Source organism: Acinetobacter sp. CIP 101934 (assembly GCF_000369585.1).
In the GTDB taxonomy this organism is placed as follows: domain Bacteria; phylum Pseudomonadota; class Gammaproteobacteria; order Pseudomonadales; family Moraxellaceae; genus Acinetobacter; species Acinetobacter schindleri.
Genome location: NZ_KB850094.1, coordinates 626,432 through 652,048 on the forward strand (window position 1 = coordinate 626,432; position 25,617 = coordinate 652,048).

The window sequence follows — 25,617 nt, forward strand, 5'->3', positions numbered from 1 at the left end:
ATAAAATATTTAAGATGGTCTTAAATAATAGTTCAAGAAGCAGAACATAGCACTTCCGACTTCTTGAAACTTCATCTTTATTTTCAAATAAATATCATCATTCAATTCTATTCAACACACAGCCCGGCTGAATTTCAGCTACTGTTGCTATTCCCATTAGCACCATGGTGATTTCAAATTCTTCTTTGAGGATTTTAATCACATGTGCTACGCCTAAAGCTCCGGCAGTCGCCAGTCCATAAATATAAGGACGGCCAATCAGCACCGCAGAAGCACCTAAGGCAATCGCCTTGAATACATCAGATCCACGGCGAATACCGCCATCATAAAGCAGAGGAAAATCTGCTGGCACCACCTTTTTAATCAGTTGTAGGGCAATCAGTGGAGAAATACAGGTATCCAGTACCCGGCCGCCATGATTGGAAATGATCAGGCCTTTTACCCCATGCTGAATCGCCAGCTGGGCATCCTGAGGATGCACGATGCCTTTTAGAATGACCGGTAAATAGGTCTGCTTTACCATCCAGGCAATATCTTCCCAGGTCGGAGCAATTTTCATCAGCCCATGAAAGACCGGATGATCACCTTCTTTTAATTCTGGCAGGGGAATATGTGCTGGTGTATGCGGGTGCTGCATGTCTTTCGGTAAATGGAAAAAAGCGCGACGTTCACGATCACGGATGCCGGTATGTGGTGAATCCACGGTAATCACCAGCGCCGTGTAATGATGTGCTTCAGCCATTTTCACCAAAGCCAAAGATTTTTCCCGATCACCTTGCCAGTAAAGCTGGAACCATTTGCGAGGATTATCCTGCTTGAGTGTCCGCATATCGGTATTAGTAAAAGTACTGAGAATGATATTGCTGCCCATGACTTCTGCAGCAAGCGCTGAAGCTGTTTCAGCCTCAGAATGAAATTGCTGCTGGTGTCCAATCGGTGCCAGGAAAATCGGATGCGGAAATTTCTGTCCAAAAATTTCAATTTCAGTACTGCCTTGACTCAGGTCTTTCAACATTCGAGGTAATAACTGAATATCCTGAAACTGCTGTAAATTATCCCGGAGACTGACTTCATCCATAGAACCACCTTGCAGATAATCCCAGACCATACTGGACAGATGTTTTTTTGTCTCCATTTCATAGTCGGCAATGGTTTGTAGGTAGGCCGGGATCTGGGTTAATGGCGCCATCGGTTCACGTGACATTATAAATTACCCCACTGACGAATCAGGTTGTGATAATGATGGGTAAGCTGCAGGACTTCTTCAGTATCGCCAATCTGTTGGCGTAGTTTGATAATGGTCATATCCAGATCAAACAGCATGCTGCGTTTGGCATCTTCGCGAACCATACTTTGAATCCAGGTCACAGCCGCAATACGTTTGCCTTGAGTCACAGGTTCAACCCGATGCAGGCTGGTCGATGGATAAACAATCACATCACCAGCATCCAGTTTCACTTCATGGCAACCATACTGGTCTTCAACGACCAGCTCGCCACCTTTATATTCATCGATTTCAGATAAGAATAAAGTCAGTGACACATCGGTACGAATGGCCTGTCCGAGTAGAGGAGAGTAATGAATGGCATTATCGACATGATTGCCATAGGTGCCAGAATCCTGATAGCAGTTAAACAGGGGCGGCAGGATATGTTTCGGTAGGGCAGCAGAGGTAATTAAATGATGACTTTTAAGCGCTTGTAAAATGATAGGGCTAATCTGCTGATACAGGACAGAAGAAGAATCCAGCTGCAGGTTCTTTTTGATTTTCTGTGCCTGACTCCCGGCGCTGAGTTGCCCATTCATCCAGTGTTCTGAACGATCTAGTTGTTGTCTCAGTTCGGCAACTTGTGCTTTGCTTAATACTGCCGGGATATGTAACATCATTTTAAAAGCATTCCTGCAATTGAAAATATTGTGCATTCAAGAGAATACACGATATTGATAGATAGAGATAAAAGCTAAATTAAAATTTATAGTTCAGGGTTAAGGCTGCTGAACGTGGTTGACCCAAGATCACACGGCCACCTCCATTATTCAGCGTGCTGATGTACTCTTTGTCTGCCAGATTATAAACATTCAGGTTTAAAGAAGTCTGGTCGTTGAAGGTATACCCGGCCATGGCATCAAACACCACATAGCTTGGAATACTTGGCATATTCGCTGCTGCAGTACTGTCGGTGATCACACGTTTTTGCTCATCCACATAACGTGCCCCCAAGCCCAGTTTTAAACCAGCAATGTTATAGGTTGTCCATAGTGAAGCGGTCCATTCAGGTGACCAGCGTACGCTATTGGTCTGGGTTACTGCACCCGTGTTTGAGTTGACACTGAACTGGTCTTTTTGTTCGGTTTTCATATGAGCTACGCCAGCTGAAATATTCCAGGCATCGGTAATTTTACCAACAGCACCCAATTCGATTCCTTTAACTGTAGTTTTACCTTCCTGAACAGACTCTCGGGTAATCGGATCTTGGGTAAACTGGTTTTCATTTTCGGTGTAGTATGCAGCAGCATTTAAAGCCAGATCGCCATCCAGCAAGTCCCATTTGGTGCCAATTTCATAATGATGAGTTTCTTGAGGGGCAGCAGCCGAGCTGTTAATTCCTGTGGTTGAAAGGCTAAAGTTACTGCTACCCGGCGGTGTCAGGGATTTGGCATAAGATGCATAGACACTGCTGTAGGCAGTTGGCTTATATAAACCACCGAGCTTCCAGCTGAATAAATTGTCATGGGCTTTTAAATCTGTTTTGGTTTCAGTCACTGCTAGTGTCGTACTGTCGGTTGAATAACCCAGTGCATCGTAGTTGGTATCGTAATAATCGACACGGACGCCACCATTGAGTTGAAAACGTTCACCGAACTTGAGCGTATCAAAAAGATAAGCAGCCGCCGTCTGGGTTTCACCATCTGAATAAGCGCCCGTATACACAGGATCAGGCAGATTCTGGTGACGGTCAGGATGATATAGATTTGCGGGTGGCGTACTGTTAGTAGGCTGCCCTGGCATTTGTGTAGCCAGTGTTCTGGAATGTTGCTGCTCTTTTAATAGTTCTACACCAGCGACCAGATCATGCTCCACTGAACCGGTTTTGACATTCCAGTTCACCGTGCTCTGATTAGCCAGAATTTTATTTTCCTGATCCACACCCTGGCGTGAACGGCTTACTGTCCAGTCTTGAGGATTGATAGAGTCATTTCTTGAAAGGCTATTAATCCCCGTCAAAGTACGCTGCATATGGGTATTGCCCAGACGGGTAATATTGGTAAATTTCAGATTTTCAGACCAGTCACTTTCGATTTTGGCTGTATACATGTCAGCATCAACATCTTCATGGTCATCGGTATGGCCATAATAATTTTCACGGTCTACTTTAGGTGCACTGGCAATCAGTGGGTCAGCATTCCAGAAACCTTTCATGCCAATCGTTGGAATACCGCCATCCGGAATGTTACGTTGGCGGATATGCTGGGAATAAAGATACAGGCGAGTATCACTATCCAGACCAAAGGCGATAGAAGGGGCAACAGCCCAGCCTTGATTCTGGATAAAGTCGCGGCCTTCTACACCGCCATCTTGACCCATTGCATTTAAACGGACAGCAACGCTGTCATTGATCGCCTGATTAATGTCAGTGGCAAGACGCGTATGTTCAGCCGTATTGTAGGTGGCAGAGACTTCACGACTGTTTTCCAAATGAGGCAATTTGCTGACCAGATTCACATAACCAGACGCCGTACCACGCCCACCTTCGGCACCCGCAGGGCCTTTTACGACTTCCACCTGTTCCAGGTTAAACACATCACGACTTACAGCGCCGAGGTCACGAATGCCATCCAGATAGGTGGAGCTTTGAGTTGAAAAGCCGCGCATCTGGAAGGCATCGCCAGCACTGGTATTCCCATTCTCACCGAGTTGTAGGGTAATTCCTGGCGTATTACGTAAGGCTTCAACCAGGGTGGTTGCACCTTGTTCTTTTAATAAGTTCTTGTTGATAATCGAAACAGTCTGAGGCGTATCTACTAAAGCTTGGCTAGATTTAGCAGAACTCAATTGATCTACTTTATATTCATTTGCAGTTTTATTCTTAACTGTAATTTCTGGAAGCTGAATAACGCCTTCATTGGTGATGTTATCTGCATGAGTGATCAGTGGCAAAGTTGCAGCAAGTGCGACCAATGAAGTCTTGTAATGATGTTTCCGGCTTTTGATATGCGCCATGTGACAGAATTCCTGAATTGAATAATATTTCCCTTACCACCTTGATATGCTCGAGTTCATCAAATAGCAGCAATTATGGAGTTATTGTTATGGCCTTTAACAATTTTGCGAATTGTAGTGATAATAATTATCATTAACAATATTGAATTTAGTCATTGTTATAACTTTGTGCATGGAATTACTGTTTAAATTTTAGAATTTGATTCAGGATTTCTATAGAAAAAAGGTAAGGTCTATATTTTCTTGAGGTTTTAAGCCATGACTTAAATAAGATAACTAACAGGTGTTAAAAACAATATGTTCAAGTAGTCCTTGATGTATAGGACAGAAATAAAGATAGCCTCATGAATGAGGCTATCTTTAAATAGGGAAGAAGCGAAAATTTAGTATTTAAAGTTTAGAGAAAGGACTGCATTGCGACCTTCTGCTTCAGTTGCATAGTGAGATGCATAAGCTTTAGTGAAATAACGTTGATCAGTCAGATTGTTTACATTCAACTGCAGGTCAACATTTTGATTCACGTTATAACGCGCCATTGCATCGTAGCGAACATAACCTGGAACGTATCTAGTATTGTCGGCATTACCGTAAACTTTATCCATGGCAACTGCACCCGCACCAACTGTGAAAGCAGGGGTTAGGTCATAAGTCGTCCAAAGAGTTGCACTGTTTTCAGGAACATTTGGTAAGCGTTTGCCTTTTGCAGCATTCGGGTAGGTGCACACACCAGCACGTGTACAAGATGGACCTGGATCTGTTTGTTCACTATCTAAGTAGGTGTAACCTAGAGAAGCTGCCCATTTATCCGTGATGTTACCGTTCAAACCAAGTTCAAAACCGTCTACTTTACTTTCGCCGATATTTGCATAGGTGGTTGAATCAAGCTGGATACGGGCATTCTGTTTTTCAGTACGGAAAATCGCAGCGGTTAAATTCAAGCGATCATCGAATAAATCCCATTTTGTACCCACTTCAAAAGTACGGCTTTCTTCTGGGTCAAGGTTACTGTAAGCCTCTCCGATACCTTCAGAGCCATCACCTGCATCAACACCAACTGGGTTAGCTGAAGTTGCATAGCTTGCATAGATTGAACCATTTTCAACAGGTTTGAAAGTTACCCCTGCTTGGTAGGTGAAAAAGTCGGTATCGCTTGTTACCGTGTCTTGGTCACCAACATTCTTCTTAGGAGGAATGACAACACCATCTACGGTTGTTGGCTTTGTTGCAGCGTTATTCGCGCCATAAGTCATGGTTTGCTCTGTATCAAATTTATCCCAACGAAGACCTAGATCCAAAATCCATTGAGGATTAAATTCAATACTGTCTAAGAAATAGATCGAGGTAGATTTGGTTCTTGTGTTGTATTGATCAGCACCCTCTGTACTAATTGTGCCAGTCCATGGGCCTCGGTTGGGATTTTGAACTGGAGTACACCAACCAGCTGGTGCACTATCAGGACATGTTTGATAGGCACTACCAGTAGCATTTAAGCCATTGATAATGTACTGAGTACGGTCATTTTCTTGGTCAGAATATTCGGCACCCAAGTTAAAGCTATGTTGTAGTGAGCCAGTATTGAATTTACCTGTAAGTGCTAATTGATCCGTAAAAGTATCTGTATCAGCTACACGTGAATTTGCACGTGCAAAAACACTATTATTTAGATAAATGTTACCTTTTGAGTCATCAGGATTGGTCCACAGGTAATCATTTTTAGATTTACTGTAGCTAGCAGTATTGGAAATTGTCAGATTGTCGGTTAAATCATGTTCAAGTTTGATCGTACCGATTTGATTTTCCTGTTTTTGGAAGTCGCGATCTTCCCAACCATAGTAAACGCCTTGTTTAACATTAATTGGTTTACCATTGCCATTTAAAGGTCTATTGTCTGTCGCACCAGCAGCTGGGGCACCAAATGGATTGTTATAAGGTACACCTGAATCTGGCGTGTCATCAGTTTTTAAGTAGTAATAACTTAAGGTTGCACGGGTAGGGGTATCCAGGCCAAAAGTAATACTTGGCGCAATACCTGCACGTTTATATTCAGTACCGTCTTTTTGACCGGCTTTTTCATTATGATGACCCATCACCGCCACACGTGCTGCAACACCATTACCAAAATCTTTATTACCATCTAAGGTAATACGTGCGTAGCTGTCAGTGCCTCCAGCAACAGAACCTTCTAAAGAATCCCCTGCTTTGGCAACTTTAGAAATCATGTTAATGCTACCACCAGTGGTCCCTGCACCGCCCATAGCAGAAGCCGAACCTTTGGTGACTTCAACCTGTTCTACAGCAAACATTTCACGATTTTGCGAAGTTGCACTACGAATTCCATCTACATACATTGAGCTTTCAGAGTTATAACCACGGATAAATGGACGATCACCATTCGGGTTGCCACCTTCACCGGCACCAAGGGTAATACCTGGTACAGTACGTAAAGCGTCAGCAAGAGTAGTAACTTGAGTATCCTCAATCATTTGTTTAGAAATGACAGATACTGATTTCGGGGTATCTAATAAAGGTGCAACAAATTTTTTATTGGCAGAATTATCTACTTTTAAGCTTTGTTGTTTTTCAGCAGTAATTTCTTGATGAATAGTTTCAAGTTGAACAACTTTTTCTTCAGCAACAGCGTTCACTGCGATCATGGAGAGGGAAGAAGCGATCGCAGAAGAAACGATTTTTTTACGTGACTTGATGAATGACATGGAATACTTGAATCGTGTAATTTGTGATGTGCGAATAATAATTATTCTTATTTGTTTAATGTTTGTTTTTGTTATTGGTTTTGGCAATGTTTAGCTAGGCTAAACTTGGAAATATAAATGTAATAGTGTAACAAAATATATCTAAGCTAATGAATTTAATAAATATCGGAGAAATAAGTGTTTCAAGTCTCTTTGATGGGGATTTTTTATGTAGATGAAGTAGGGATTTCATAAGAATTTTCAAAATATAAAAAACCTGCCGTAGCAGGTTTTTTTATTGACCAGATATCGTTAGAAATCATATGAAACAGATAACCAGTAGTTACGGCCTGATAAGTAAGTACCAGAGATAGAAGAACCTACATCAAGATATTTATACCCAGTGGCAGATACAGTTTCGCCATCGTTATTAATATAAGAATAGGTGGTGCTACCTTCGGTGAAGTCTTTATCTAAGAGGTTGTTTACAGCAAAATTAAAACGCAATGCATCAGAGTAGCTATAGCTTGCACCTAAGTTAAAGAGGTTATAACCACTAAACTTATCACCAAAAATCAAAGACTCTTCATAATCACTTGAACCAAGGCCTGCTGCTGGTGCAGTTGGATTAGATTGGAAACGGTCTTTGCTCGAGCGATACTCATACTGTAACCAGATATCTAGGGCAGGATTAATGTGCCATGTAGACGTTGTATTTAATGCATGTTTCGGTACATTACTAAAATATTGACCCTTTTTGTCACCTTTCGTAATTTCGGTTTCCATAAATGTATAGGCGGTCTTGATATCCCATTCTGGCAGGATGGAGTAATGAAGACTAAGTTCTAAGCCTTGAGTTTCAGCTTCATCTGCATTTGAACTTTTGCTATATTCTGTCACGCTAGACGCCAAACTTGAACATTCTGGTGAAGCTGGGCATTGATAAGTTGAAGACATAATTTTGTCTTCAATTTGGTTAAAGAATGCCGTAGCAGTCAAGTTAAGTCGATCGTTTGGTTGGAAATTTAAACCGAGTTCATAGTTGGTAGAGGTCTCTGGTTTTAAATCAGAATTTCCTAAAGTTGGTGTTGTACCCTGACCGCTGTAGTTAATAATCCCGTCATGTAAAGCTTTCGCAGAAGGAACCTTATAACCTGTACTTACACCACCTTTTAGCGTAAGAACATCATTGGTATTCCAGACTAAATAAGCACGAGGACTGAATTGTCCACCGAACCCTGAATGATCTTCATAACGGCCACCGAAAGTAAAGCGAAGGTTATCTAATAAGCTCCATTCATCTTCAGCATAGAATGACCATGAGTCTTTAGAAAATTCTTTTCCAATACCCGCAATATCATCAGCAACTTTTAAATCTTTATATTCTACACCCGCAGTAATCTTGTGATTGGCAATAGGGGCAATGATATGAGAATCTAAGACCAAGTCTGTATTTTTAAGGGTACGATCATTTCCTGCGAAGGCATTATTAGGGAAAGTATTACGTGGAATGGTACGACCTAATGTTTCAGTTTTTGTTTGGCTTATATAACTTTTCCAGGTACCAAAGCTGTAGTCTCCATCATGACCAAGAGCATATTGTTCACGATTAAACTCGAGTTCATCTTTATAACCATTTGCACGAGTAGGGGTGTCGATGTTACCTAGGCGGTTATCTTCATTGAGATAAGTTTGGCTTGAATGAAATGCATCAATCCAGAGAGTATTGGCGTCATCAACTGTTAAATTGAGTTTTCCACCTACATCATAAATATCTGCTTTACTTGGACGAGGGTCACGTCCTGATTCGGCAATACGTTCAGATCTTTGGCGATCCAGATAAGAACCACGTAACTGTAAGCCTAAGCGGTCATTAATAACAGGACCATTTAAGGCAAAACTTGTCTTCCATGCATCTGCTTCACCGCTGTGTTCCATGGCATTACCACTTAGGGTAACGTTACCATTCCATTCATCGCTAACTTTTTTAGTGATGATATTAATGACACCACCCATAGCTTCTGAGCCATAACGTGTTGCCATTGGACCACGAATCACTTCAATGCGTTCAATAGAGGCTAATGGCGGTAAATAAGTATTCGATGATTCACCAAAACCATTAGGCGCAACATCAGAGGACGTCGTTTGGCGACGACCATCAATGAGAATAAGCGTGTAATCATTACCTAAACCACGCATCTTAATATTTAGACCTGATGTCTTGCCGACACCATCACGAATGTCTACGCCAGGAACATCAACGAGCAAATCAGCAATGCTGGTCGCATTTTTCTTTTCAATATCTTCTTTGGTTACCACACTAATAGAAGCAGGCGCATTTTTTAGCTCTTGTTCAAAACCTGCTGCAGAAACGACAATAGTCGACATTTGATGTGTTGTTGTAGGCGTTAATGTTGTTTCAGCAAATACTGAGGATGATGTGACCCCAAGGATAGCCACTGCAAGAGGGCGAAGATTGAAAGTGCGCATAACCAAGATTCCAGAATAATGGAGATAAAATTAGAGTTGTGTATCAAATTTTTGCAATATTAATGATAATATTTATCATTTGCAACAAGGTGTATATAGATATTTTAATCAAATGAATAATTCATCGCATAAATAGGAATAATGTGAAGAAATCGTTTCTAAAAACTGTAACAAGGCTGTATGTTTTGTATATCTTTAAATGATGTCATATAATGTGGCACATTTTTTTATAACCTGTTATTACCAAATATATAGAGGAAGCCATGCAAGTAACTTCTGAAGCGGTTTCGGGCGTTGCCCGTCGTTTAAATGTTTCTGTACCGACGAGCCGAATTAATGAGCAATTTGAAGCTCGTTTAAAACGCACTGCTAAAACTGCGAAGATCAACGGCTTCCGTCCTGGTAAAGTGCCTTTGAACGTTATTCGTCGTGAATACGGCGCTGGTATTTACCAAGAAGTTGTTAACGACATCATTCGTGATACAGTTTTTGAAGCAATCCAACAAGAGAAAATCAACGCTGTTGGTATGCCAAACATCGAAAAAACTGAAATGAAAGATGATGCTTTAGTTTATGAAGCAACTGTTGAAGTTTACCCAGAAGTTGAAGTGAAGTTTGAAGGCCTTGAAGTTGAGCGCAACGAAGCTGAAGTAAACGACAAAGACGTTGAGAAGATGATCGAAAATCTTCAAAAACAACGTGCTGCTTGGGCTGAAACTAAAGGCATGGCGAAAAAAGACATGCAAGTAACTTTCGATTTCGAAGGTTCAGTTGATGGCGAAAAATTTGAAGGCGGTTCTGCAGAAGACTTTAAACTTGTTTTAGGTTCTGGTCGTATGATCCCTGGCTTCGAAGATGGCATCATCGGCATGAAGAAAGGCGAAGAGAAAGTTATCGATGTAACTTTCCCAGAAGACTACCAAGCTGAAAACCTTGCTGGTAAACAAGCTCAATTCAAAATCACTGTGAAACTTGTTGAAAAGCAAAAACTTCCAGAAATTGATGCTGAATTCCTGAAAATTTTCGGTTTAACTGAAGAAGAAGGCGTTGAAAAACTTAAAGCTGACGTTCGTAAAAACATGGAACGTGAAGTGAAAAACGGTCTTCGCAACCAGGTGAAAGGCGCAACTTTTGATGCACTTGTAGCTGCAAACGAAGTTGAAATTCCAGCTGCAATGCTTGCTCAAGAAGTTGACCGTCAACGTCAACAAATGATCCAGCAGTTCACTCAACAGTTTGGTGCTCAAGGCGCGAAAGCATTTGATTCAAGCATGCTTCCAGATGAACTGTTTAAAGAACAAGCTGAAAAATCAGTGAAACTTGGCGTGTTGGTAAGTAAAGTACTTGCTGACGCGAAAATCGAAGTTGATCAAGCACGTGTAGAAGCTTACATCGAAGACATGGCTTCTTCTTATGAAGATCCTGCTGAAGTGATTGAATACTTCAAAAATGACAAGCAACAACGTGCTCAAATCGAAGCAGTTGTTCTTGAAGACCAAGTTGTTGATCACATCCTAGCTGCTGCTAAAGTGACTGACACTAAGGTTAGCTATGAAGACCTATTAAAAGCTCAGCAAGCTCGCCAACAAGGCTAAGTTTAGCTGGTCATAAAAAAGGCGCTTTAAGCGCCTTTTTTTAATACTTTAGCTTTCTATGACCTAATCAGTTTTCACAAAACTAATGCAAAAAATATCATGGAATTCATGGCGAATATTTTGCAATTTAGATCATTATCCCTCATATTGTAATTATGGGTTAAGTCACAAAAAATTTAGGAATAAATAAACGTATGTATGTTCCAGCGATTGAAAACGCTTTAGTTCCAATGGTGGTAGAACAATCATCTCGTGGTGAGCGTTCTTTTGATATTTATTCACGTCTTTTACGTGAGCGGGTAATTTTCTTGACTGGTGAAGTTGAAGACAACATGGCCAACTTGATTGTTGCGCAAATGCTGTTTTTAGAAGCTGAAAATCCTGACAAGGATATTCATCTATATATTAACTCGCCAGGTGGTTCGGTGACTGCAGGTATGGCGATTTACGATACCATGCAATTTATTAAGCCGGATGTTGTGACTTATTGTATGGGTCAGGCTGCATCAATGGGTGCATTTCTGCTAAATGCGGGCGCAAAAGGTAAACGTTATTGCCTTGAAAATGCCCGTGTCATGATTCACCAGCCATTGGGTGGTTTTAAGGGTCAGGCATCTGATATTGAAATCCATGCCCGTGAAATTCTGTTTATCAGAGAGCGTTTAAACCGTCTGATGGCAGAACACAGTGGCCAGGACTTTGATAAAGTCGCGCGTGATACTGACCGTGATAACTTCATGACTGCTCAGCAAGCGAAAGAATATGGTCTCGTGGACGAAGTTTTAACGAAACGTCCATAAGTTTGAAAGATTGAGATATTGGAGAGACTATGTCCGAACATACTCAAGGACAAAAGCATTGTTCATTCTGCGGTAAAACGCAGTCTGAAGTCGGCAAGCTGATTGCTGGCGAAGACGCCTACATCTGTAATGAATGTGTAGACGTATGCTTGGATCTGGTTCAGACCAGTCAACAGGTAGAAACCAATGACTGGGCGAATCGTCCTTTGCCGAAACCGCATGAGATCCGTGCGGCGCTAGATCAATATGTAATTGGTCAGGACGTAGCGAAAAAGACGTTATCTGTTGCAGTATATAACCATTACAAGCGTTTAAAAGTGCAGACCAATGGTAAAAAAGCTGATGACAGCGTTGAAATTGCCAAAAGTAATATTTTGCTGGTCGGTCCAACAGGCTCGGGTAAAACCTTACTGGCACAAACCCTTGCACGTCTTTTAGATGTACCTTTTGCCATGGCTGATGCCACTACACTTACCGAAGCAGGTTATGTCGGTGAAGATGTTGAAAATATCGTACAGAAGCTACTGCAAAAAGCTGATTATGATGTCGAGAAAGCGCAAAAGGGTATTATCTATATCGATGAAATCGACAAGATTACCCGTAAGTCTGAAAACCCATCCATTACACGTGATGTATCGGGTGAAGGCGTACAGCAAGCATTATTAAAAATGATCGAAGGTACGGTTGCTTCAATCCCGCCACAAGGTGGCCGTAAGCATCCGCAGCAGGAATTCATTCAGATTGATACTTCAAATATCCTATTTATCTGTGGTGGTGCATTCTCAGGACTTGAGAAAATTGTGCAGCAACGTCAGGAGAAGGGTGGTATCGGCTTTACTGCAGAAGTACGCAATAAAGAGGAAACCAAGAAGCTATCTGACCTGTTCCGCCAAGTTGAAGCAACTGACCTGGTGAAATTCGGTCTGATTCCAGAATTCATTGGCCGTCTGCCAGTGATCGCAACGCTGGATGAGCTGGATGAAGAAGCTTTGATGCAAATCCTGACTGAGCCGAAGAATGCTTTAACTCGTCAGTATAAGCATCTGTTCGATATGGAAAATGTAGACTTGGTCTTTGAAGATTCTGCATTACGCGCTGTGGCGAAAAAAGCCCTGGAACGTAATACAGGTGCACGTGGTCTGCGTTCTATTCTTGAGAACTCATTGCTTGAAACCATGTATGACCTGCCAAGCCGTACCGATGTTGGTACTGTGGTAGTGAGTGAGGCTGTGATCAATGGCGAGGCTAAACCGGAATTCCGCCCGGAACGTCAGGCCGCTATTGAACCGACTGCTACTCCCAAGGCTGATTTAAAGGTAGTAAATAGTAAGTCTGCTTAACTGCTGTTCGTCTGAAACGTGCGAAAATGAACTGTTTTCGCACGTTTTTTATTTTCAAAAATAAATCACAATGTTAATCTCGTTTCTTAGGCGTGGACGCCTGATCATTCATATAAATTTATAAAAATGTGCATAAAATAATAAAGACGCAGTGAGGGATAAGCATGCGTGGAGCCGCAATTGTACTCATCAGCAGTTTAGCTTTAATGGGGTGTCATTCGAAGCACGCCGTTCAGGAACAGCAACTGACATCAACACTGAAAAATATCGATCTGAACAAAAAACCGGGTTTTGTCGAGCAGCATAAGGTAGGCATGTTCACGATTGGTGGATGGGTCAATCAAAAGCTGGGTCAACGTTTTTCACCAGTGAAGCCGCAGCATGAACAGGCGGCAATGGTTTACTTATATCGTCCAGATTCGAAATGGAACCGCCAGGAAATTGTGGCTGCCAGTATCTTTATCAATCAGGAACGTATTCCAAGTCTGTTGCATAATCATTATTACTGGGTTGAGCTGCCACCAGGTACGTATCGTCTGAGTACCAGCCGTCCGCTCGGTGCACTGCATTTCCAGAAACCGAAATATCTGGATTTTAGCGTGGAATCCGGCAGATCTTACTTCATTAAATATGATGAAGAAAATATAACAACTCGCCGTACAGCTACAGGCCCATTAATGCTGATGCCTGAAACTGTAGGTTTAAATGAAATTGCATTTACCCAGCTTAAGTCGGATAGTTTTAACTTTGTTGCCCAAGATCAGGAAACGGGGAAACTTCGCAAGAAAGCCCAGAAAATTAAAGCCATCGAATATGATCCAACTGAAGACGTACAATTGACTACGCCATTTAAGTTATGGGATCCGCGTACTTGGTAATTAAACCTTTATAGGAAAAGAGCGCAATAAAAAAGCACCCATCAAGGATGCTTTTTTATTGCAGATTAAATTAGCCTGCAGCAGCGTCAACTACTGGAATCTTGCCAATTTTAGCTTGCCAGATTTTTGGTGCAGTTGCGTGTACAGAAGTACCGTTTACGTCAACCGCAACAGATACAGGCATGTCTTTCACCACGAACTTGTAGATTGCTTCCATACCAAGGTCAGCAAATGCAACCACTTCAGCTTCACGAATGGCTTTCGATACCAAGTAAGCAGCACCACCCACAGCCATGAGGTAAGTTGCTTTGTTATCTTTGATGGCTTCAACAGCAGCAGGACCACGATCCGCTTTACCAATCATGCCAAACATGCCAGTTGCTTCAAGGACTTGACGTGTAAATTTATCCATACGTGTAGCCGTGGTTGGACCAGCAGGACCTACAACTTCGTCGCCTACTGGATCTACAGGACCTACGTAGTAGATGAACTTGCCTTTAAGATCGACAGGAAGCTCTTCACCGTTGTTCAACATGTCGACCATACGTTTGTGAGCCGCGTCGCGACCTGTATAGATTGTACCGTTAAGAAGTAGAGTATCGCCTGGTTTCCAAGCGTTCATTTCTTCTTGAGTAATCGTGTCTAGGTCAACACGTTTAGAAGAAGATGAATCCCAAGTTACTTCAGGATAGTCTTCAAGTTTCGGTGCAATAATATTTGCAACACCTGAACCATCAAGCGTGAAGTGTGCATGACGCGTTGCAGCACAGTTTGGAATCATGCCGACTGGTTTGCCCGCAGCGTGACATGGGTAATCTTTGATTTTGATGTCGAGAACAGTGGTTAAACCGCCAAGACCTTGTGCACCGATACCCAGAGCATTTACTTTTTCGAAGATTTCGATACGAAGTTCTTCAAGTTTATTTTGTGGACCACGACGAAGAAGTTCGTCCATGTTGATCTCTTCCATCAATGCTTCTTTTGCAAGCATCATGGCTTTTTCAGCCGTACCACCGATACCAATACCCAGCATACCTGGTGGACACCAGCCTGCACCCATTGTTGGAACAGTTTTCAGTACCCAATCCACGATTGAGTCAGATGGGTTAAGCATTGCCAGTTTAGATTTGTTTTCTGAACCGCCACCTTTCGCTGCAACAGTGATGTCAACTTTATTACCTGGAACAAGTTTGTGGTAGATCACAGCAGGGGTGTTGTCTTTCGTATTCTTACGACCGAATGCAGGGTCAGCAAGTACAGACGCACGCAGGACATTAGAATTTTCTAGGTAACCTTGACGTACACCTTCGTTGATCGCATCGTCCAAGCTCATCGTTAAATCGAATTTAACGTCCATGCCCACTTCAACGAATACGTTTACGATACCGGTATCCTGGCAGATTGGGCGGTGGCCTTCTGCACACATACGAGAGTTAATTAAGATTTGCGCGATCGCATCTTTAGCCGCTTTGTTTTCTTCACGGTCATACGCACGACTCATCGCCTGGATGAAATCTTGTGGATGGTAGTAAGAAATGAACTGAAGCGCATCTTTAACCGATGTGATCAAGTCATCTTGCTTGATAATAGTTGTCATACAAAAATCTCTTGAGCGGGCTGATAGCTAGCGGGCTAAATTATATGACAAAACATAAAAGTTGTGGGACGTTTTACAGGGCTTTTGGGCGAAAGTTTAATGTGCGCTTATCTATCTAGAGATAAAGTCTATCGCGTCATAATTTGAATAAAAAATGTCATAATAACTGTCATATTTCATGTTATAAAACTCAAAAAATAGTACTTATTTTTTTAAATATTTGAAATTTATAATTATTTTTAAAATAAAATACTTTTTATATTGTCATATAACTGTCATAAAACTTTCGCATAATGCACACATCGAAACGAAGAGATCCTAAGACAATGGTTACAGGTATTTTGATGGCTAGCGGTTTTTGTGTATATATCGCGGCAACTTGGATGTACGGTCAAAAAGAAGATCAAGCCTAAGCTTAATCTTCTTTTTTATGCCAAAAAATTTATAAAAATATTATTCCCATATTTCTCTAAACAGACAATCCCCTAAATCTTTCCATCAATTCGTTACGCTACTCACTTGTTGAAACACACTGTATTTTTATCATTACACTATTAACCCAGTAATACTTAAAGTCTGATAACCCTTACACACAGTCGAATTTTTATTGCCTAGACTGATTTCTCTCAACTTCTATTAATAATAGGGCAATTGTAATGACTACAGTAAATCCAAATGACATCAAGGAACATGCATCAGTAATTGCTTCAGACGGAACACAAGTTGGAAAAGTGGACCATTTAGAAGGCCAAGATTCAATTAAATTAACAAGAAGTGACGACGAAAATAATGAGCATCATCTGATTCCGTTAAGCTGGGTCAGTGAAGTGAAAGGTGATCAGGTCATTTTGAATAAAGCGGCAGATGATGTCCGTAATGAATGGACCACGATGTAAGTCCAACTACTTTTCTTGAACTGATATCTCTTTCTATAAGAGTGATAAGAAAAGCAAATGATTTATCAAAGAATGCCAGTCAAATTGACTGGCATTCTTATATATGCAATTTTTAAGAACTGAAAACAAAAACCATCCACTGTGTCCATTGAATGATGAAAACACAGATAGAGAATGGGGTTGGCAGGTTAGTGGGCTGCCTGCTGATCCGCCTGAATCGCAGTGAGTGCAATAGTAAATACGATATCATCTACCAAGGCACCACGTGACAAGTCATTTACTGGCTTATTCAGGCCTTGCAGCATTGGACCAACACTCACCACATTTGCTGCACGTTGCACCGCTTTATAAGTAGTGTTACCCGTATTCAAATCCGGGAAGATAAAGACATTGGCACGACCAGCTACTTGGGAATCCGGTGCTTTTTGACGACCTACACTTTCAACCGATGCAGCGTCATATTGCAATGGACCATCAATCAACAAGTCAGGACGACGTTCCTTGGCAATACGGGTAGCTTCTGCCACTTTCTCTACATCAGCACCGGCACCAGAAGTTCCGGTAGAGTAAGAAATCATAGCAATACGTGGGTCAATACCAAAAGCTTTTGCCGAGTCAGCAGACTGGATGGCAATTTCTGCCAGTTGCGCAGCATCCGGATCCGGATTAATCGCGCAGTCACCGTATACATATACTTCATCTGGTAACAGCATAAAGAACACCGAAGAAACCAGTGAATAATCTGGCGCAGTCTTAATCAGCTGGAAGGCTGGACGCACAGTATTCGCAGTAGTGTGAACTGCACCAGATACCAGGCCATCCACCTGATCAAGTGCCAGCATCATCGTACCTAAAACAACAGTATCCTGCAGTTGTTCTTTGGCTTGCAGTTCATTCAGTTTACCTTTACGCAGCGTTACCATTTTTTCGACATAGTCGTCTCGAATCAGGTCAGGATCGACAATTTCTAAACCTTCTGGCAATTCAATGCCACGTGCTTTGGCAACTTCCAGTACGGCTTCAGGCTTAGCCAGCAGAATACAATGCGCAATACCACGTGACTGACAGATAGCTGCGGCTTGAATAGTACGTGGCTCATCACCTTCAGGTAGCACAATACGTTTTTTTGCTGCAATCGATTTCTGTACCAGCTCATGACGGAAAGCAGAAGGAGACAGGCGTGGCTTGTAGGTGCCATTTAGCATCTGAATCAGCCAGTCTGGATTGATATGGCTAGATACAAAACGGGTAACCTGATCAGCACGTTCTGTATCATCAACTGGAATTTCATTGCCAAGATTGGCCAGCTTCTGCGCAGTTTCAAATGTGCTTAATGGGGTATGTAAAATTGGCAGGCCATGTTTAATTGCAGACTGGCAGAAACCTAACACCTGTTCGTTTGGCTGATGTTGCTCAGTCAGAACTAACCCCGCCAGTGGAATACCATTACAGCTCGCCAGGCTACTTGCCAGCAGCACATCGACACGGTCAGAGGCAGTAATGATCAGTTCACCCGCGACAAATTTATGCAGTTCATGTTCAATGCTGGATGCAATCAGGCTGCTGTGCTGAACACGGCGTTGAGCCGCTTCACCTTGATGGATCCATAGCGCAGAAATATGTGCAGCCAGATCGGACATACGTGGCACGCTCAGGGTTTTACTAAACGGAACCAAGCCAATCACTGGAAGCTTTTCAGAGCCGATATATGGATGGGTTTTCTGAATAACTTGTACAAACTGTTCAGTTTCAACAGTCAGACGCAATTCTGGATCAATGGTCACTGGAATCTGGGCAGATTCTTCAGGTAAGCCTTTGGTACGCATGAACAGGATACTAGACAGGCGTGTTGAGCTTGCACCACCAAAATTGCGAATCTGATTTTCAACTTTTTCTGCTGTTTGCACTGGATGACGGATATCGGCATTGCTGACAATAACAACTTTGGCATCGAGTGCCTGAGCCAGGGAAGCATTCAGTTCATCGACAAAGCTGTCACGACCATTTGGCACTACACCTTCTACAATAATCAGGTCGTGATTGCGGGCAATTTCACGATGCAGACGCACGGCATCCTCTAGAAGTTCATCCTGCTCGCCATGACTGAGGCGTTGCATCATTGCGTTATAGTTGATGGGTTCCACAGTTTTTGCATTGGAGATATGACGATACAGGGCAGTGGTACGGTCTGCCGTATCCGTAATTTCCTGAGAAAATGGTTTGACAAAACCAGCTTTTACACCTTGGCATTCCAGTGCGTAAATCAGGCCTAAGCATGCTGACGTCAAACCAACGCCTTCCCCAGTCGGAACTAATAGAATGGTCTTCATAGCGTATTCAAATATCTAAAATCAAATAGAAGGTATAGGAATCCTACGCTTGCTTAAGCAAGCGTAGCCTCAGGTTCAGACTTTTTTGCAGTGGTGTTCTCCACTTCCTGCTCAACCACGCTGTGGGTTTCTTTGGCGATACGGCCTTCTTCATCGGTTGGTACGACCCAGATTTGTGGGCCTGTACCATTATCGATGCGACCTTCAGTACCACGCTTTAATACATTATTAGCATCTTTATCGAGGTTAAAGCCAAAATGTGGCAGGTAAGCCATGGTTTTTTCACGGATATAAGCGGAGTTTTCACCGATACCACCTGTAAAGAACAGACCATCAAGACGCGGTAGACCACAGCTTAAAGCGGCCAATGATTTCGCTAGACGGTAGCAGAATACTTCAATCGCAAGCGTTGCATCTTCATTGCCATTTTCTGAAGCTTCGATCAGCGTACGCATGTCATTAGACAGATTGTCTGATAAACCGAGCAAACCACTTTCTTTGTTTAGCATTCTGTCAATTTTATAGACGTCCCAGCCCAGATTCGCTGCCAGGAAGCTATGCAGACTTGGGTCAACATCACCACTACGGGTACCCATTACCAGACCTTCCAGTGGAGTCAGGCCCATAGAAGTATCGACACTTTGCCCATTCCATACGGCACAGGTCGAACTTCCATTACCCAAATGTGCTGTTAACCAGCCACCTTGTTTGAAGCTGCCAGCCAGTTCAGAACCGCGCTCGGATACATAAGCATGGCTGGTACCATGGAAACCGTAACGGCGTACACCAAAGTCAGTGTACAGGAATTTAGGTACGGCATAACGGTAAGCTTGTGCTGGCATGGTTTGATGGAACGCGGTATCGAATACTGCAACCTGTGGCAGATCCGGGAACAGGCGTTGCGTTGCTTCAATTCCAATCAGGTGTGCTGGATTATGTAGTGGTGCAAGCGGGGTAGCTTCACGAATTTTTTCAATAATTTCATCATTGATCAGTTCGGCTTTAGTCAAGCTGCCGCCGTGGACCACACGGTGACCAATCGCATCTGGTTTATAATTGGCTAGACGCTCCAGACCAACTTCCAGTGCTTTTTTATGATCTGCAAATGGGATATGGATGTCTACCGGTTCATTACCGACAGTCACACCTTTAATACGGGCATTTTCTGTGCCTAAGTTCTCAGCTAAGCCGTGAATACGGAAATTCTGTTCTTCAAGTAATAAGGCAAACTTGATTGAAGAAGAGCCACAATTAATAACTAATACTGATTTAGACACGATTGTTTACCCGATTCTAATTAAAATTCTCATCCATTTGATTGATCTATTTTGTGCGCCTAGGCGATGCAATTTAGATCAGTGATGCAGTTGTAACATGCGATATTTTTCTGTCCTAGATAGACTTTAGGTGATTAGACTTAAGCACTATCGATCATTTTGTCAGTTATAATTAAAATTTATCAGTTCATCGTTTTCATTTATCAATGAAATAGTAGTAAAAGCAGACCTCATTCAAAATAGTGTTGAGCCAATAAACCTTATAAAGCATGCTAAACAGATTCACTTTTTATAGTTTATACATTGAATTGCTGGAAATTTAAACAAGCTACAAATTTCCAAAGATAATCTTCATAAAAGGTGACCTAAAGGTTCACTGAGCTGGATTTTTATTTTCTTCATTTAGTTCTATAAAAAATCAGCCCTGCGAACAGAGCTGAAAATGATTTTTTACCGCATTGTTATTGACGAATCTGACCGTCACCAAATACGATCCATTTCTGTGAAGTCAGACCTTCAAGACCAACCGGACCGCGGGCATGAATCTTGTCGGTTGAAATACCAATTTCCGCACCGAGACCATATTCAAAGCCATCAGCAAAGCGGGTAGAGGCGTTAATCATTACCGAGCTTGAATCCACACCAGCTAAAAATTCGCGCGCAATACTGTAGTTTTCAGTGATGATTGAATCGGTATGATGTGAACCATATTTATTAATATGTTCAATCGCTTCCTCAACGCCAGAAACCACCTTGACTGCCAGGATCGGACCAAGATATTCGGTATACCAGTCTTCTTCTGAAGCAGGTACTGCATTTTCCAGAATGCGGCGAGTTGCAGGACAACCACGCAGTTCTACCTGCTTTTCTTCATACAGTTCGGCAATACGTGGCAGGAACTCTTCCGCAACTTTTTCATCGACCAGCAAAGTTTCCATGGCATTACATACGCCGTAGCGATGAGTTTTAGCATTCAGGGCAATAGGTAAGGCTTTGAGCAAGTCTGCCTGTGCTTCTACATAAACATGACAATTACCGTCAAGATGCTTGATTACTGGTACACGCGCATCATTGGTAATGCGTTCAATCAGGCCCTTACCACCACGAGGCACAATCACATCAACATATTCAGACATGGTAATCAGCTGACCCACTGCTGCACGGTCTGTGGTATTGATCACTTGCACGGCTGCTTCTGGTAGGCCTGAAACCTGCAAGCCGTGCTGAATCGCTTTGGCAATGGCCTGGTTAGATTCAAGTGCTTCCGAACCGCCACGTAAAATAATGGCATTACCAGATTTCAGTGCTAAAGATGCTGCTTCCAGGGTCACGTTTGGACGTGATTCATAGATCATGCCGACTACGCCAAGAGGTACGCGCATTTTGCCCAGCTGAATACCAGATGGACGATAGGCCATATCGGTAATTTCACCAATCGGATCGACCAGGCTAATCACATCATTTAAGCCCTGTAGCATGCCTTTGAAGCGTGCGGGAGTCAGTTCTAAGCGATCGAGGAGAGCACTGTCCAGATTATTGCTATGCGCTTTGGTCATATCAATCTGATTGGCGGCCAAAATCGCAGCTTCACTGTTTTTTAAAGCAGTATAAATTGCTGACAATGCATCATTTTTTGTTTGGGTGGACGCACGCGCCAAGATGCGTGAAGCCTGACGAGCCTGCTGTCCTACCGTTTGCATATATTGTTCAATAGACTCTTGCATAGCGGTTCGATCACTTAGAAATATCCTTCTGATATTAACAGCCTGAGCCGATACAATGAAGTCTGCTGGCTAAATTTCATGTGCTTTTACAATCGTTAAACATTTTGAAATCGTTTTATCTTTAAAAGCAGACAAGCGGTTGCAAGATTAGTTGCTTGTAAAAAGAACCTCTGTATAGAATGAATGACAGCGACATTGATGTCGAATTCAATAATAAATAAAGAGTAGGACGCGTATTCAGGTCTTTCACATTTGATCTTGAAGCATGAAATCTCTCAATAATTGCTTGCACAATAAAAATAAGGCAAGGATGGAGGAAAGGAAGATGAATTCCATTATCCAGATGGACCACCACCGCATTGAGCAACATAGCCACTATGCGTTTTTTGATCTATACGATAAAAACAGTTTTAAACAGCCACCACGTACGACCTGGATGGATGGCTGGAAAATTGAATATATGGCAATCGCCCGCCCTGAAACCCTGCATATGACACCGATGGTTATTATTGGTGGGGCATTTCAGAACTTTAATTCCTATAAATACTGTGTAGAGCAGCTGTTCGCTGCAGGTCCAATCATCCTGATTGACTTGCCTTCAATGGGCGCTAACCAGCAGATCACCAATGTGGATACTGGCATCTCTGCTGGCTCTCTGGAACTGGAAGATCTGGCAGGCATGCTAGGGCGCTGGCTAGAGCAAATGCGCTTGCCTAAGGTTGCAGTATTGGGCATGTCATTAGGGTCTGTCGTCGCTTCCTGTCTGGCGGATCAGCGTCCTGAGCTGGTGGATCGCATGATCCTGATGGGGGTGATGCAAAAAACCCGCAAGAGCTGGCGGATGTTGCTGGAAGAATCCCTGCACCTGATGAAAGAAGGGCGTATGGATGAGTTTGGTCAAGCTGTCATTTTGTATCTGGTCAATCATGCCCGTTTAAAAGAAACCCGTATGTCACCGACGGCCAAGCGTCTGTTTTTTAGACAGATGGCAGAGTTTACCGCAACTGAGCAGGATCGTTATGATGTTAACTGCAACCGTCTATTACGCCTGAAACATGTGCCCATTCCACAATGTAAAGTACTCGTTGCTTGCGGCCAATATGACAGTTTTACCCTGCCGCATGAAAATGCTGGCTTTGCCCTACAGTGTCCAGACATGCAGTATGTACAGATTGCCAGTGCCGACCATGTACCACAGCTGCAGCGCCGTAAAGAAACCATGCATCTGTTCGCCACTTTCCTGCGTGATGAACCCGTAGATCAGCTGGAAGGGATTATTCCCTTTACTCGGGAACAGATGCTGAAACTTGAACGTCGTGGTGAAGACCGTATTCCGGTACAAGAGCCAGAACGTTTCCTGAGCCATCGACACTCGGATCTGCGTTTGCCTACCACTATTGTGGATTTAAGTTTCTTTGGTGTCTTATTTGAAATGGAAGAAGCGCAGGTGCAGCAGGCCATCCAGTATCCAAGGGATTTGGCTTTGCATCTGGAAGATGAAGAAGGTGAGTTCAAAATTGAATGCCTGATTTTCCAGCATGATGAAACGCAGATTCGTGCCTTGTTTAAGCACGGTAGTTTTGAAGTGGCGGAACGTTTGCTAGGTTTTGTGCAGACTCAAAAAGCTCTACTTGAAGCACAAGTGCTGGATGCAGTCGTTTAGAATGCTCCCGGCCTGAATTTGAAAGTTAAATAGATACTTTGAAAAAAACAGCGTTATTCAACGCTGTTTTTTTTGGTCGCATGAATCATCCAGACTAGATCACCTAAATGCTCATCTTGCTCAGATGCTGGATTGGACTGCTGAGGTTGGGCAAAATAGCGCTGCGGCTGTTTTACTTCTACCGCTATAAAACCGGTCTGCTGACAAAACTGCTGTAATTCTTGGGGGGACTTAAAGTGGAAAGTAAAAGCACTACGTGACATAAACTTCAGTAAACGGCTGCATGTCCAGATAAAGCTGGCTAATCGGTTCTTCACCGGTTCAGGGTAAATATCGCTGAGGTAATGAATTTCCGGAAAGCGTTGTCCATACTCGGCAATACCTTTTAATAAGGTGTGCAGCATGTCCTTGTCAAAGTAGTTGATCAGTCCTTCGCTAATGACCACTAGTGGTCGTTCAGAATCAAAAACCTGAAAAATATTAGCCAGCTCTTCACTAAAAATATCAGCAGTCAAGACTTCTGGTGCATCCTGATCCAGAATTTTCAGCGCCTGAGTTTTGATCTTGGCCATATCTGGCAGATCAAGTTCGCGGTAATTGATTTCAGGAAATTTTTGTCTGAAATTCCAGCTACGCGGAGATAGTCCGCAAGCAATTTCCAGTACTTGTAGCTGTGGGTGCTGAGTAATGAGCTGACAGAGATGTTCATCAATCATCTGGTGGCGCTGTTTTAAGGTAGTACGCATACTGCCGCCCACGTGCTTTTCAGCCCAGGTTTCCAAGGGATGGACCAATGCAGCGAGAAATTTACCTCGCCCAGTCGCAAACACTGGATGAGAAATTCCCATTTGGTACCAGATATAGCCGGTATAGTGCGCAGTAAAAGAGATATGTCGATGTTGCGAGAGTGGTTGTGTCATGTCTTCCTGACCTTATTGTTATTGTATAAGTTTTTGTATTTTTACATCATAAACAAAAAGGAACACTTATAGTGTTCCTTTTATCGTATTCCTAAATCGTACTAGCTAAATATGCTTATGAAGTCACCTGATTTCTAAATCCTGTAATTTCATCACGAACCTGACCCCATTCTTCACCAAGATCTAAAACGTCATCAATCTGAATCTGAGGAATACGACCGCGCATACGCTCTAAACGTTCCTGATTCGGTAATGGTAAATCTACAATTCCCTCAAGGGCCAAGCATTGTGCTGCCCGGTCGTTACAGACCAGACCCATATCACAACCTGCCTTCAGCGCTGCCTGAATACGGGCATCAGCGCCACCTGCGACACAGGCGGCTTGCATACTCAAATCATCCGAGAACAATACACCGTCAAAACCAAGTTCCTGACGCAAAACCTTTTGAATCCAGAATTCTGAAAAACCGGCTGGATTGGGATCGACCTGACTATAGATCACATGCGCTGGCATCAAGGCATCCAGTTGTGACTGTAGCTGAATAAAGGTCTGCATGTCTTTTTGCTGGATTTCTTCATAGCTGCGTGGATCTACGGCCGCTGCCACATGAGAATCAGCTTTTACAGAACCATGACCCGGGAAGTGTTTGCCGGTCGATGCCATGCCAGCACGTTTCATACCTTTCAGGAAAGCGCTTGCCAGTGGAGTGATGTCCTGAATATTTGTGGCAAAACTACGGTCACCAATAACATCGCTGATGTCATTCAGATCCAGCACAGGAGCAAAACTAAAATCAATGCCGACTGCCAGCACTTCAATCGCCATTAACCAGCCACATTTCTCTGACAGTTGTAATGCACGTTCAGGTTCGCTTTGGTAAAGTTCTCCAAAACGACCCATGGCCGGGAGTAAAGTAAAACCCTGTTTCAAGCGCTGAACGCGACCACCTTCCTGATCGACTGCAATCAGAATATCCGGACGAATTTGACGCATATGATCCGTTAGGGCGCGAACCTGTGCAGGTGTTTCAATATTACGGCCAAACAGAATGACCCCGCCAACCTGCGGAGCCTGTAGCAGTTCAATATCTTCCTGGGTAAGGTGAGTGCCAGCGATGTCGAGCATCAATGCGCCAATCATATGCGGTGTCCATATTAGAATTTTTCAGCGAAAACAATACCTGATTTCTGC

The 25,617-nt window shown here is 42.8% G+C and carries 17 protein-coding genes; 6 read left to right on the plus strand and 11 right to left on the minus strand.

Annotated elements, in window-relative coordinates; translation table 11 throughout:
• Positions 1–97: 97 nt before the first annotated feature.
• The 5 genes from F899_RS03455 to F899_RS03475 form a co-directional block, all read right to left on the minus strand.
• Positions 98–1,204: an alpha-hydroxy acid oxidase gene (locus tag F899_RS03455; protein ID WP_005220900.1), complete on the minus strand. Its 1,107-nt coding sequence runs from the start codon at positions 1,202–1,204 to the stop codon at positions 98–100.
• Positions 1,204–1,887: a Fe2+-dependent dioxygenase gene (locus F899_RS03460; RefSeq protein WP_005220901.1), complete on the minus strand. Its 684-nt coding sequence runs from the start codon at positions 1,885–1,887 to the stop codon at positions 1,204–1,206. The genes F899_RS03455 and F899_RS03460 overlap by 1 nt, the downstream gene beginning before the upstream one ends.
• Positions 1,888–1,966: 79 nt before the next feature.
• Positions 1,967–4,222: a catecholate siderophore receptor Fiu gene (locus F899_RS03465; RefSeq protein WP_005220902.1), complete on the minus strand. Its 2,256-nt coding sequence runs from the start codon at positions 4,220–4,222 to the stop codon at positions 1,967–1,969.
• A gap of 383 nt (positions 4,223–4,605) precedes the next feature.
• Positions 4,606–6,936: a TonB-dependent receptor gene (locus F899_RS03470; protein WP_005220903.1), complete on the minus strand. Its 2,331-nt coding sequence runs from the start codon at positions 6,934–6,936 to the stop codon at positions 4,606–4,608.
• Positions 6,937–7,227: 291 nt separating this feature from the next.
• On the minus strand, positions 7,228–9,405 hold the full coding sequence (locus tag F899_RS03475) for a TonB-dependent receptor domain-containing protein (RefSeq protein ID WP_005220904.1): 2,178 nt from the start codon (positions 9,403–9,405) through the stop codon (positions 7,228–7,230).
• Between the two features lie 263 nt (positions 9,406–9,668).
• On the opposite strand from F899_RS03475, the gene tig reads away from it, so the two are divergent.
• The 4 genes from tig to F899_RS03495 all read left to right on the plus strand — a co-directional run bounded on the left by tig (position 9,669) and on the right by F899_RS03495 (position 14,018).
• Positions 9,669–11,000: a trigger factor gene (tig, locus tag F899_RS03480; protein WP_004890158.1), complete on the plus strand. Its 1,332-nt coding sequence runs from the start codon at positions 9,669–9,671 to the stop codon at positions 10,998–11,000.
• Positions 11,001–11,194: 194 nt separating this feature from the next.
• A complete protein-coding gene (gene clpP, locus F899_RS03485) occupies positions 11,195–11,800 on the plus strand; it encodes an ATP-dependent Clp endopeptidase proteolytic subunit ClpP (protein ID WP_004813202.1) in 606 nt (201 codons plus the stop codon).
• 29 nt (positions 11,801–11,829) lie between these two features.
• Positions 11,830–13,140, plus strand: coding sequence for an ATP-dependent protease ATP-binding subunit ClpX (clpX, locus tag F899_RS03490; RefSeq protein ID WP_005220905.1), 1,311 nt, complete (start codon positions 11,830–11,832; stop codon positions 13,138–13,140).
• A gap of 164 nt (positions 13,141–13,304) precedes the next feature.
• A complete protein-coding gene (locus F899_RS03495; RefSeq protein WP_005220906.1) occupies positions 13,305–14,018 on the plus strand; it encodes a DUF2846 domain-containing protein in 714 nt (237 codons plus the stop codon).
• A 70-nt stretch (positions 14,019–14,088) separates the two neighbouring features.
• Here the strand turns inward: F899_RS03495 and F899_RS03500 are convergent, their stop codons facing one another.
• Entirely contained in the window at positions 14,089–15,615 is a 1,527-nt protein-coding gene (locus F899_RS03500) for a fumarate hydratase (protein ID WP_004813196.1), read from the minus strand.
• Between the two features lie 656 nt (positions 15,616–16,271).
• On the opposite strand from F899_RS03500, the gene F899_RS03505 reads away from it, so the two are divergent.
• Positions 16,272–16,511 carry a DUF2171 domain-containing protein gene (locus F899_RS03505; protein ID WP_004890153.1) on the plus strand — a complete coding sequence of 80 codons (240 nt, stop codon included), beginning with the start codon at positions 16,272–16,274 and terminating at the stop codon, positions 16,509–16,511.
• Between the two features lie 188 nt (positions 16,512–16,699).
• On the opposite strand, the gene pta is transcribed toward F899_RS03505, so the two are convergent.
• The 3 genes from pta to F899_RS03520 all read right to left on the minus strand — a co-directional run bounded on the left by pta (position 16,700) and on the right by F899_RS03520 (position 21,842).
• Positions 16,700–18,841: a phosphate acetyltransferase gene (pta, locus tag F899_RS03510; RefSeq protein ID WP_005220908.1), complete on the minus strand. Its 2,142-nt coding sequence runs from the start codon at positions 18,839–18,841 to the stop codon at positions 16,700–16,702.
• Positions 18,842–18,894: 53 nt separating this feature from the next.
• On the minus strand, positions 18,895–20,118 hold the full coding sequence (locus tag F899_RS03515) for an acetate/propionate family kinase (RefSeq protein WP_005220910.1): 1,224 nt from the start codon (positions 20,116–20,118) through the stop codon (positions 18,895–18,897).
• A gap of 461 nt (positions 20,119–20,579) precedes the next feature.
• Positions 20,580–21,842: a glutamate-5-semialdehyde dehydrogenase gene (locus F899_RS03520; RefSeq protein WP_004890133.1), complete on the minus strand. Its 1,263-nt coding sequence runs from the start codon at positions 21,840–21,842 to the stop codon at positions 20,580–20,582.
• A gap of 325 nt (positions 21,843–22,167) precedes the next feature.
• On the opposite strand from F899_RS03520, the gene F899_RS03525 reads away from it, so the two are divergent.
• Positions 22,168–23,505: an alpha/beta fold hydrolase gene (locus F899_RS03525; protein WP_005220912.1), complete on the plus strand. Its 1,338-nt coding sequence runs from the start codon at positions 22,168–22,170 to the stop codon at positions 23,503–23,505.
• 53 nt (positions 23,506–23,558) lie between these two features.
• Here F899_RS03525 and F899_RS03530 read toward each other — a convergent pair whose 3' ends face one another.
• Positions 23,559–24,425, minus strand: a complete 867-nt coding sequence (locus tag F899_RS03530) for a class I SAM-dependent methyltransferase (protein WP_005220914.1) — start codon at positions 24,423–24,425, stop codon at positions 23,559–23,561.
• 115 nt (positions 24,426–24,540) lie between these two features.
• Positions 24,541–25,566, minus strand: a complete 1,026-nt coding sequence (nagZ, locus tag F899_RS03535; protein WP_005220916.1) for a beta-N-acetylhexosaminidase — start codon at positions 25,564–25,566, stop codon at positions 24,541–24,543.
• Between the last annotated feature and the right edge of the window lie 51 nt (positions 25,567–25,617).

What these genes read in the sequence shown, in the direction of transcription:
- F899_RS03455 (WP_005220900.1), bottom strand. Translation starts at nt 1,204, where the DNA reads ATGTCACGTGAACCGATGGCGCCATTAACCCAGATCCCGGCCTACCTA.
- F899_RS03460 (WP_005220901.1), bottom strand. Translation starts at nt 1,887, where the DNA reads ATGATGTTACATATCCCGGCAGTATTAAGCAAAGCACAAGTTGCCGAA.
- F899_RS03465 (WP_005220902.1), bottom strand. Translation starts at nt 4,222, where the DNA reads ATGGCGCATATCAAAAGCCGGAAACATCATTACAAGACTTCATTGGTC.
- F899_RS03470 (WP_005220903.1), bottom strand. Translation starts at nt 6,936, where the DNA reads ATGTCATTCATCAAGTCACGTAAAAAAATCGTTTCTTCTGCGATCGCT.
- F899_RS03475 (WP_005220904.1), bottom strand. Translation starts at nt 9,405, where the DNA reads ATGCGCACTTTCAATCTTCGCCCTCTTGCAGTGGCTATCCTTGGGGTC.
- tig (WP_004890158.1), top strand. Translation starts at nt 9,669, where the DNA reads ATGCAAGTAACTTCTGAAGCGGTTTCGGGCGTTGCCCGTCGTTTAAAT.
- clpP (WP_004813202.1), top strand. Translation starts at nt 11,195, where the DNA reads ATGTATGTTCCAGCGATTGAAAACGCTTTAGTTCCAATGGTGGTAGAA.
- clpX (WP_005220905.1), top strand. Translation starts at nt 11,830, where the DNA reads ATGTCCGAACATACTCAAGGACAAAAGCATTGTTCATTCTGCGGTAAA.
- F899_RS03495 (WP_005220906.1), top strand. Translation starts at nt 13,305, where the DNA reads ATGCGTGGAGCCGCAATTGTACTCATCAGCAGTTTAGCTTTAATGGGG.
- F899_RS03500 (WP_004813196.1), bottom strand. Translation starts at nt 15,615, where the DNA reads ATGACAACTATTATCAAGCAAGATGACTTGATCACATCGGTTAAAGAT.
- F899_RS03505 (WP_004890153.1), top strand. Translation starts at nt 16,272, where the DNA reads ATGACTACAGTAAATCCAAATGACATCAAGGAACATGCATCAGTAATT.
- pta (WP_005220908.1), bottom strand. Translation starts at nt 18,841, where the DNA reads ATGAAGACCATTCTATTAGTTCCGACTGGGGAAGGCGTTGGTTTGACG.
- F899_RS03520 (WP_004890133.1), bottom strand. Translation starts at nt 21,842, where the DNA reads ATGCAAGAGTCTATTGAACAATATATGCAAACGGTAGGACAGCAGGCT.
- F899_RS03525 (WP_005220912.1), top strand. Translation starts at nt 22,168, where the DNA reads ATGAATTCCATTATCCAGATGGACCACCACCGCATTGAGCAACATAGC.
- F899_RS03530 (WP_005220914.1), bottom strand. Translation starts at nt 24,425, where the DNA reads ATGACACAACCACTCTCGCAACATCGACATATCTCTTTTACTGCGCAC.
- nagZ (WP_005220916.1), bottom strand. Translation starts at nt 25,566, where the DNA reads ATGATTGGCGCATTGATGCTCGACATCGCTGGCACTCACCTTACCCAG.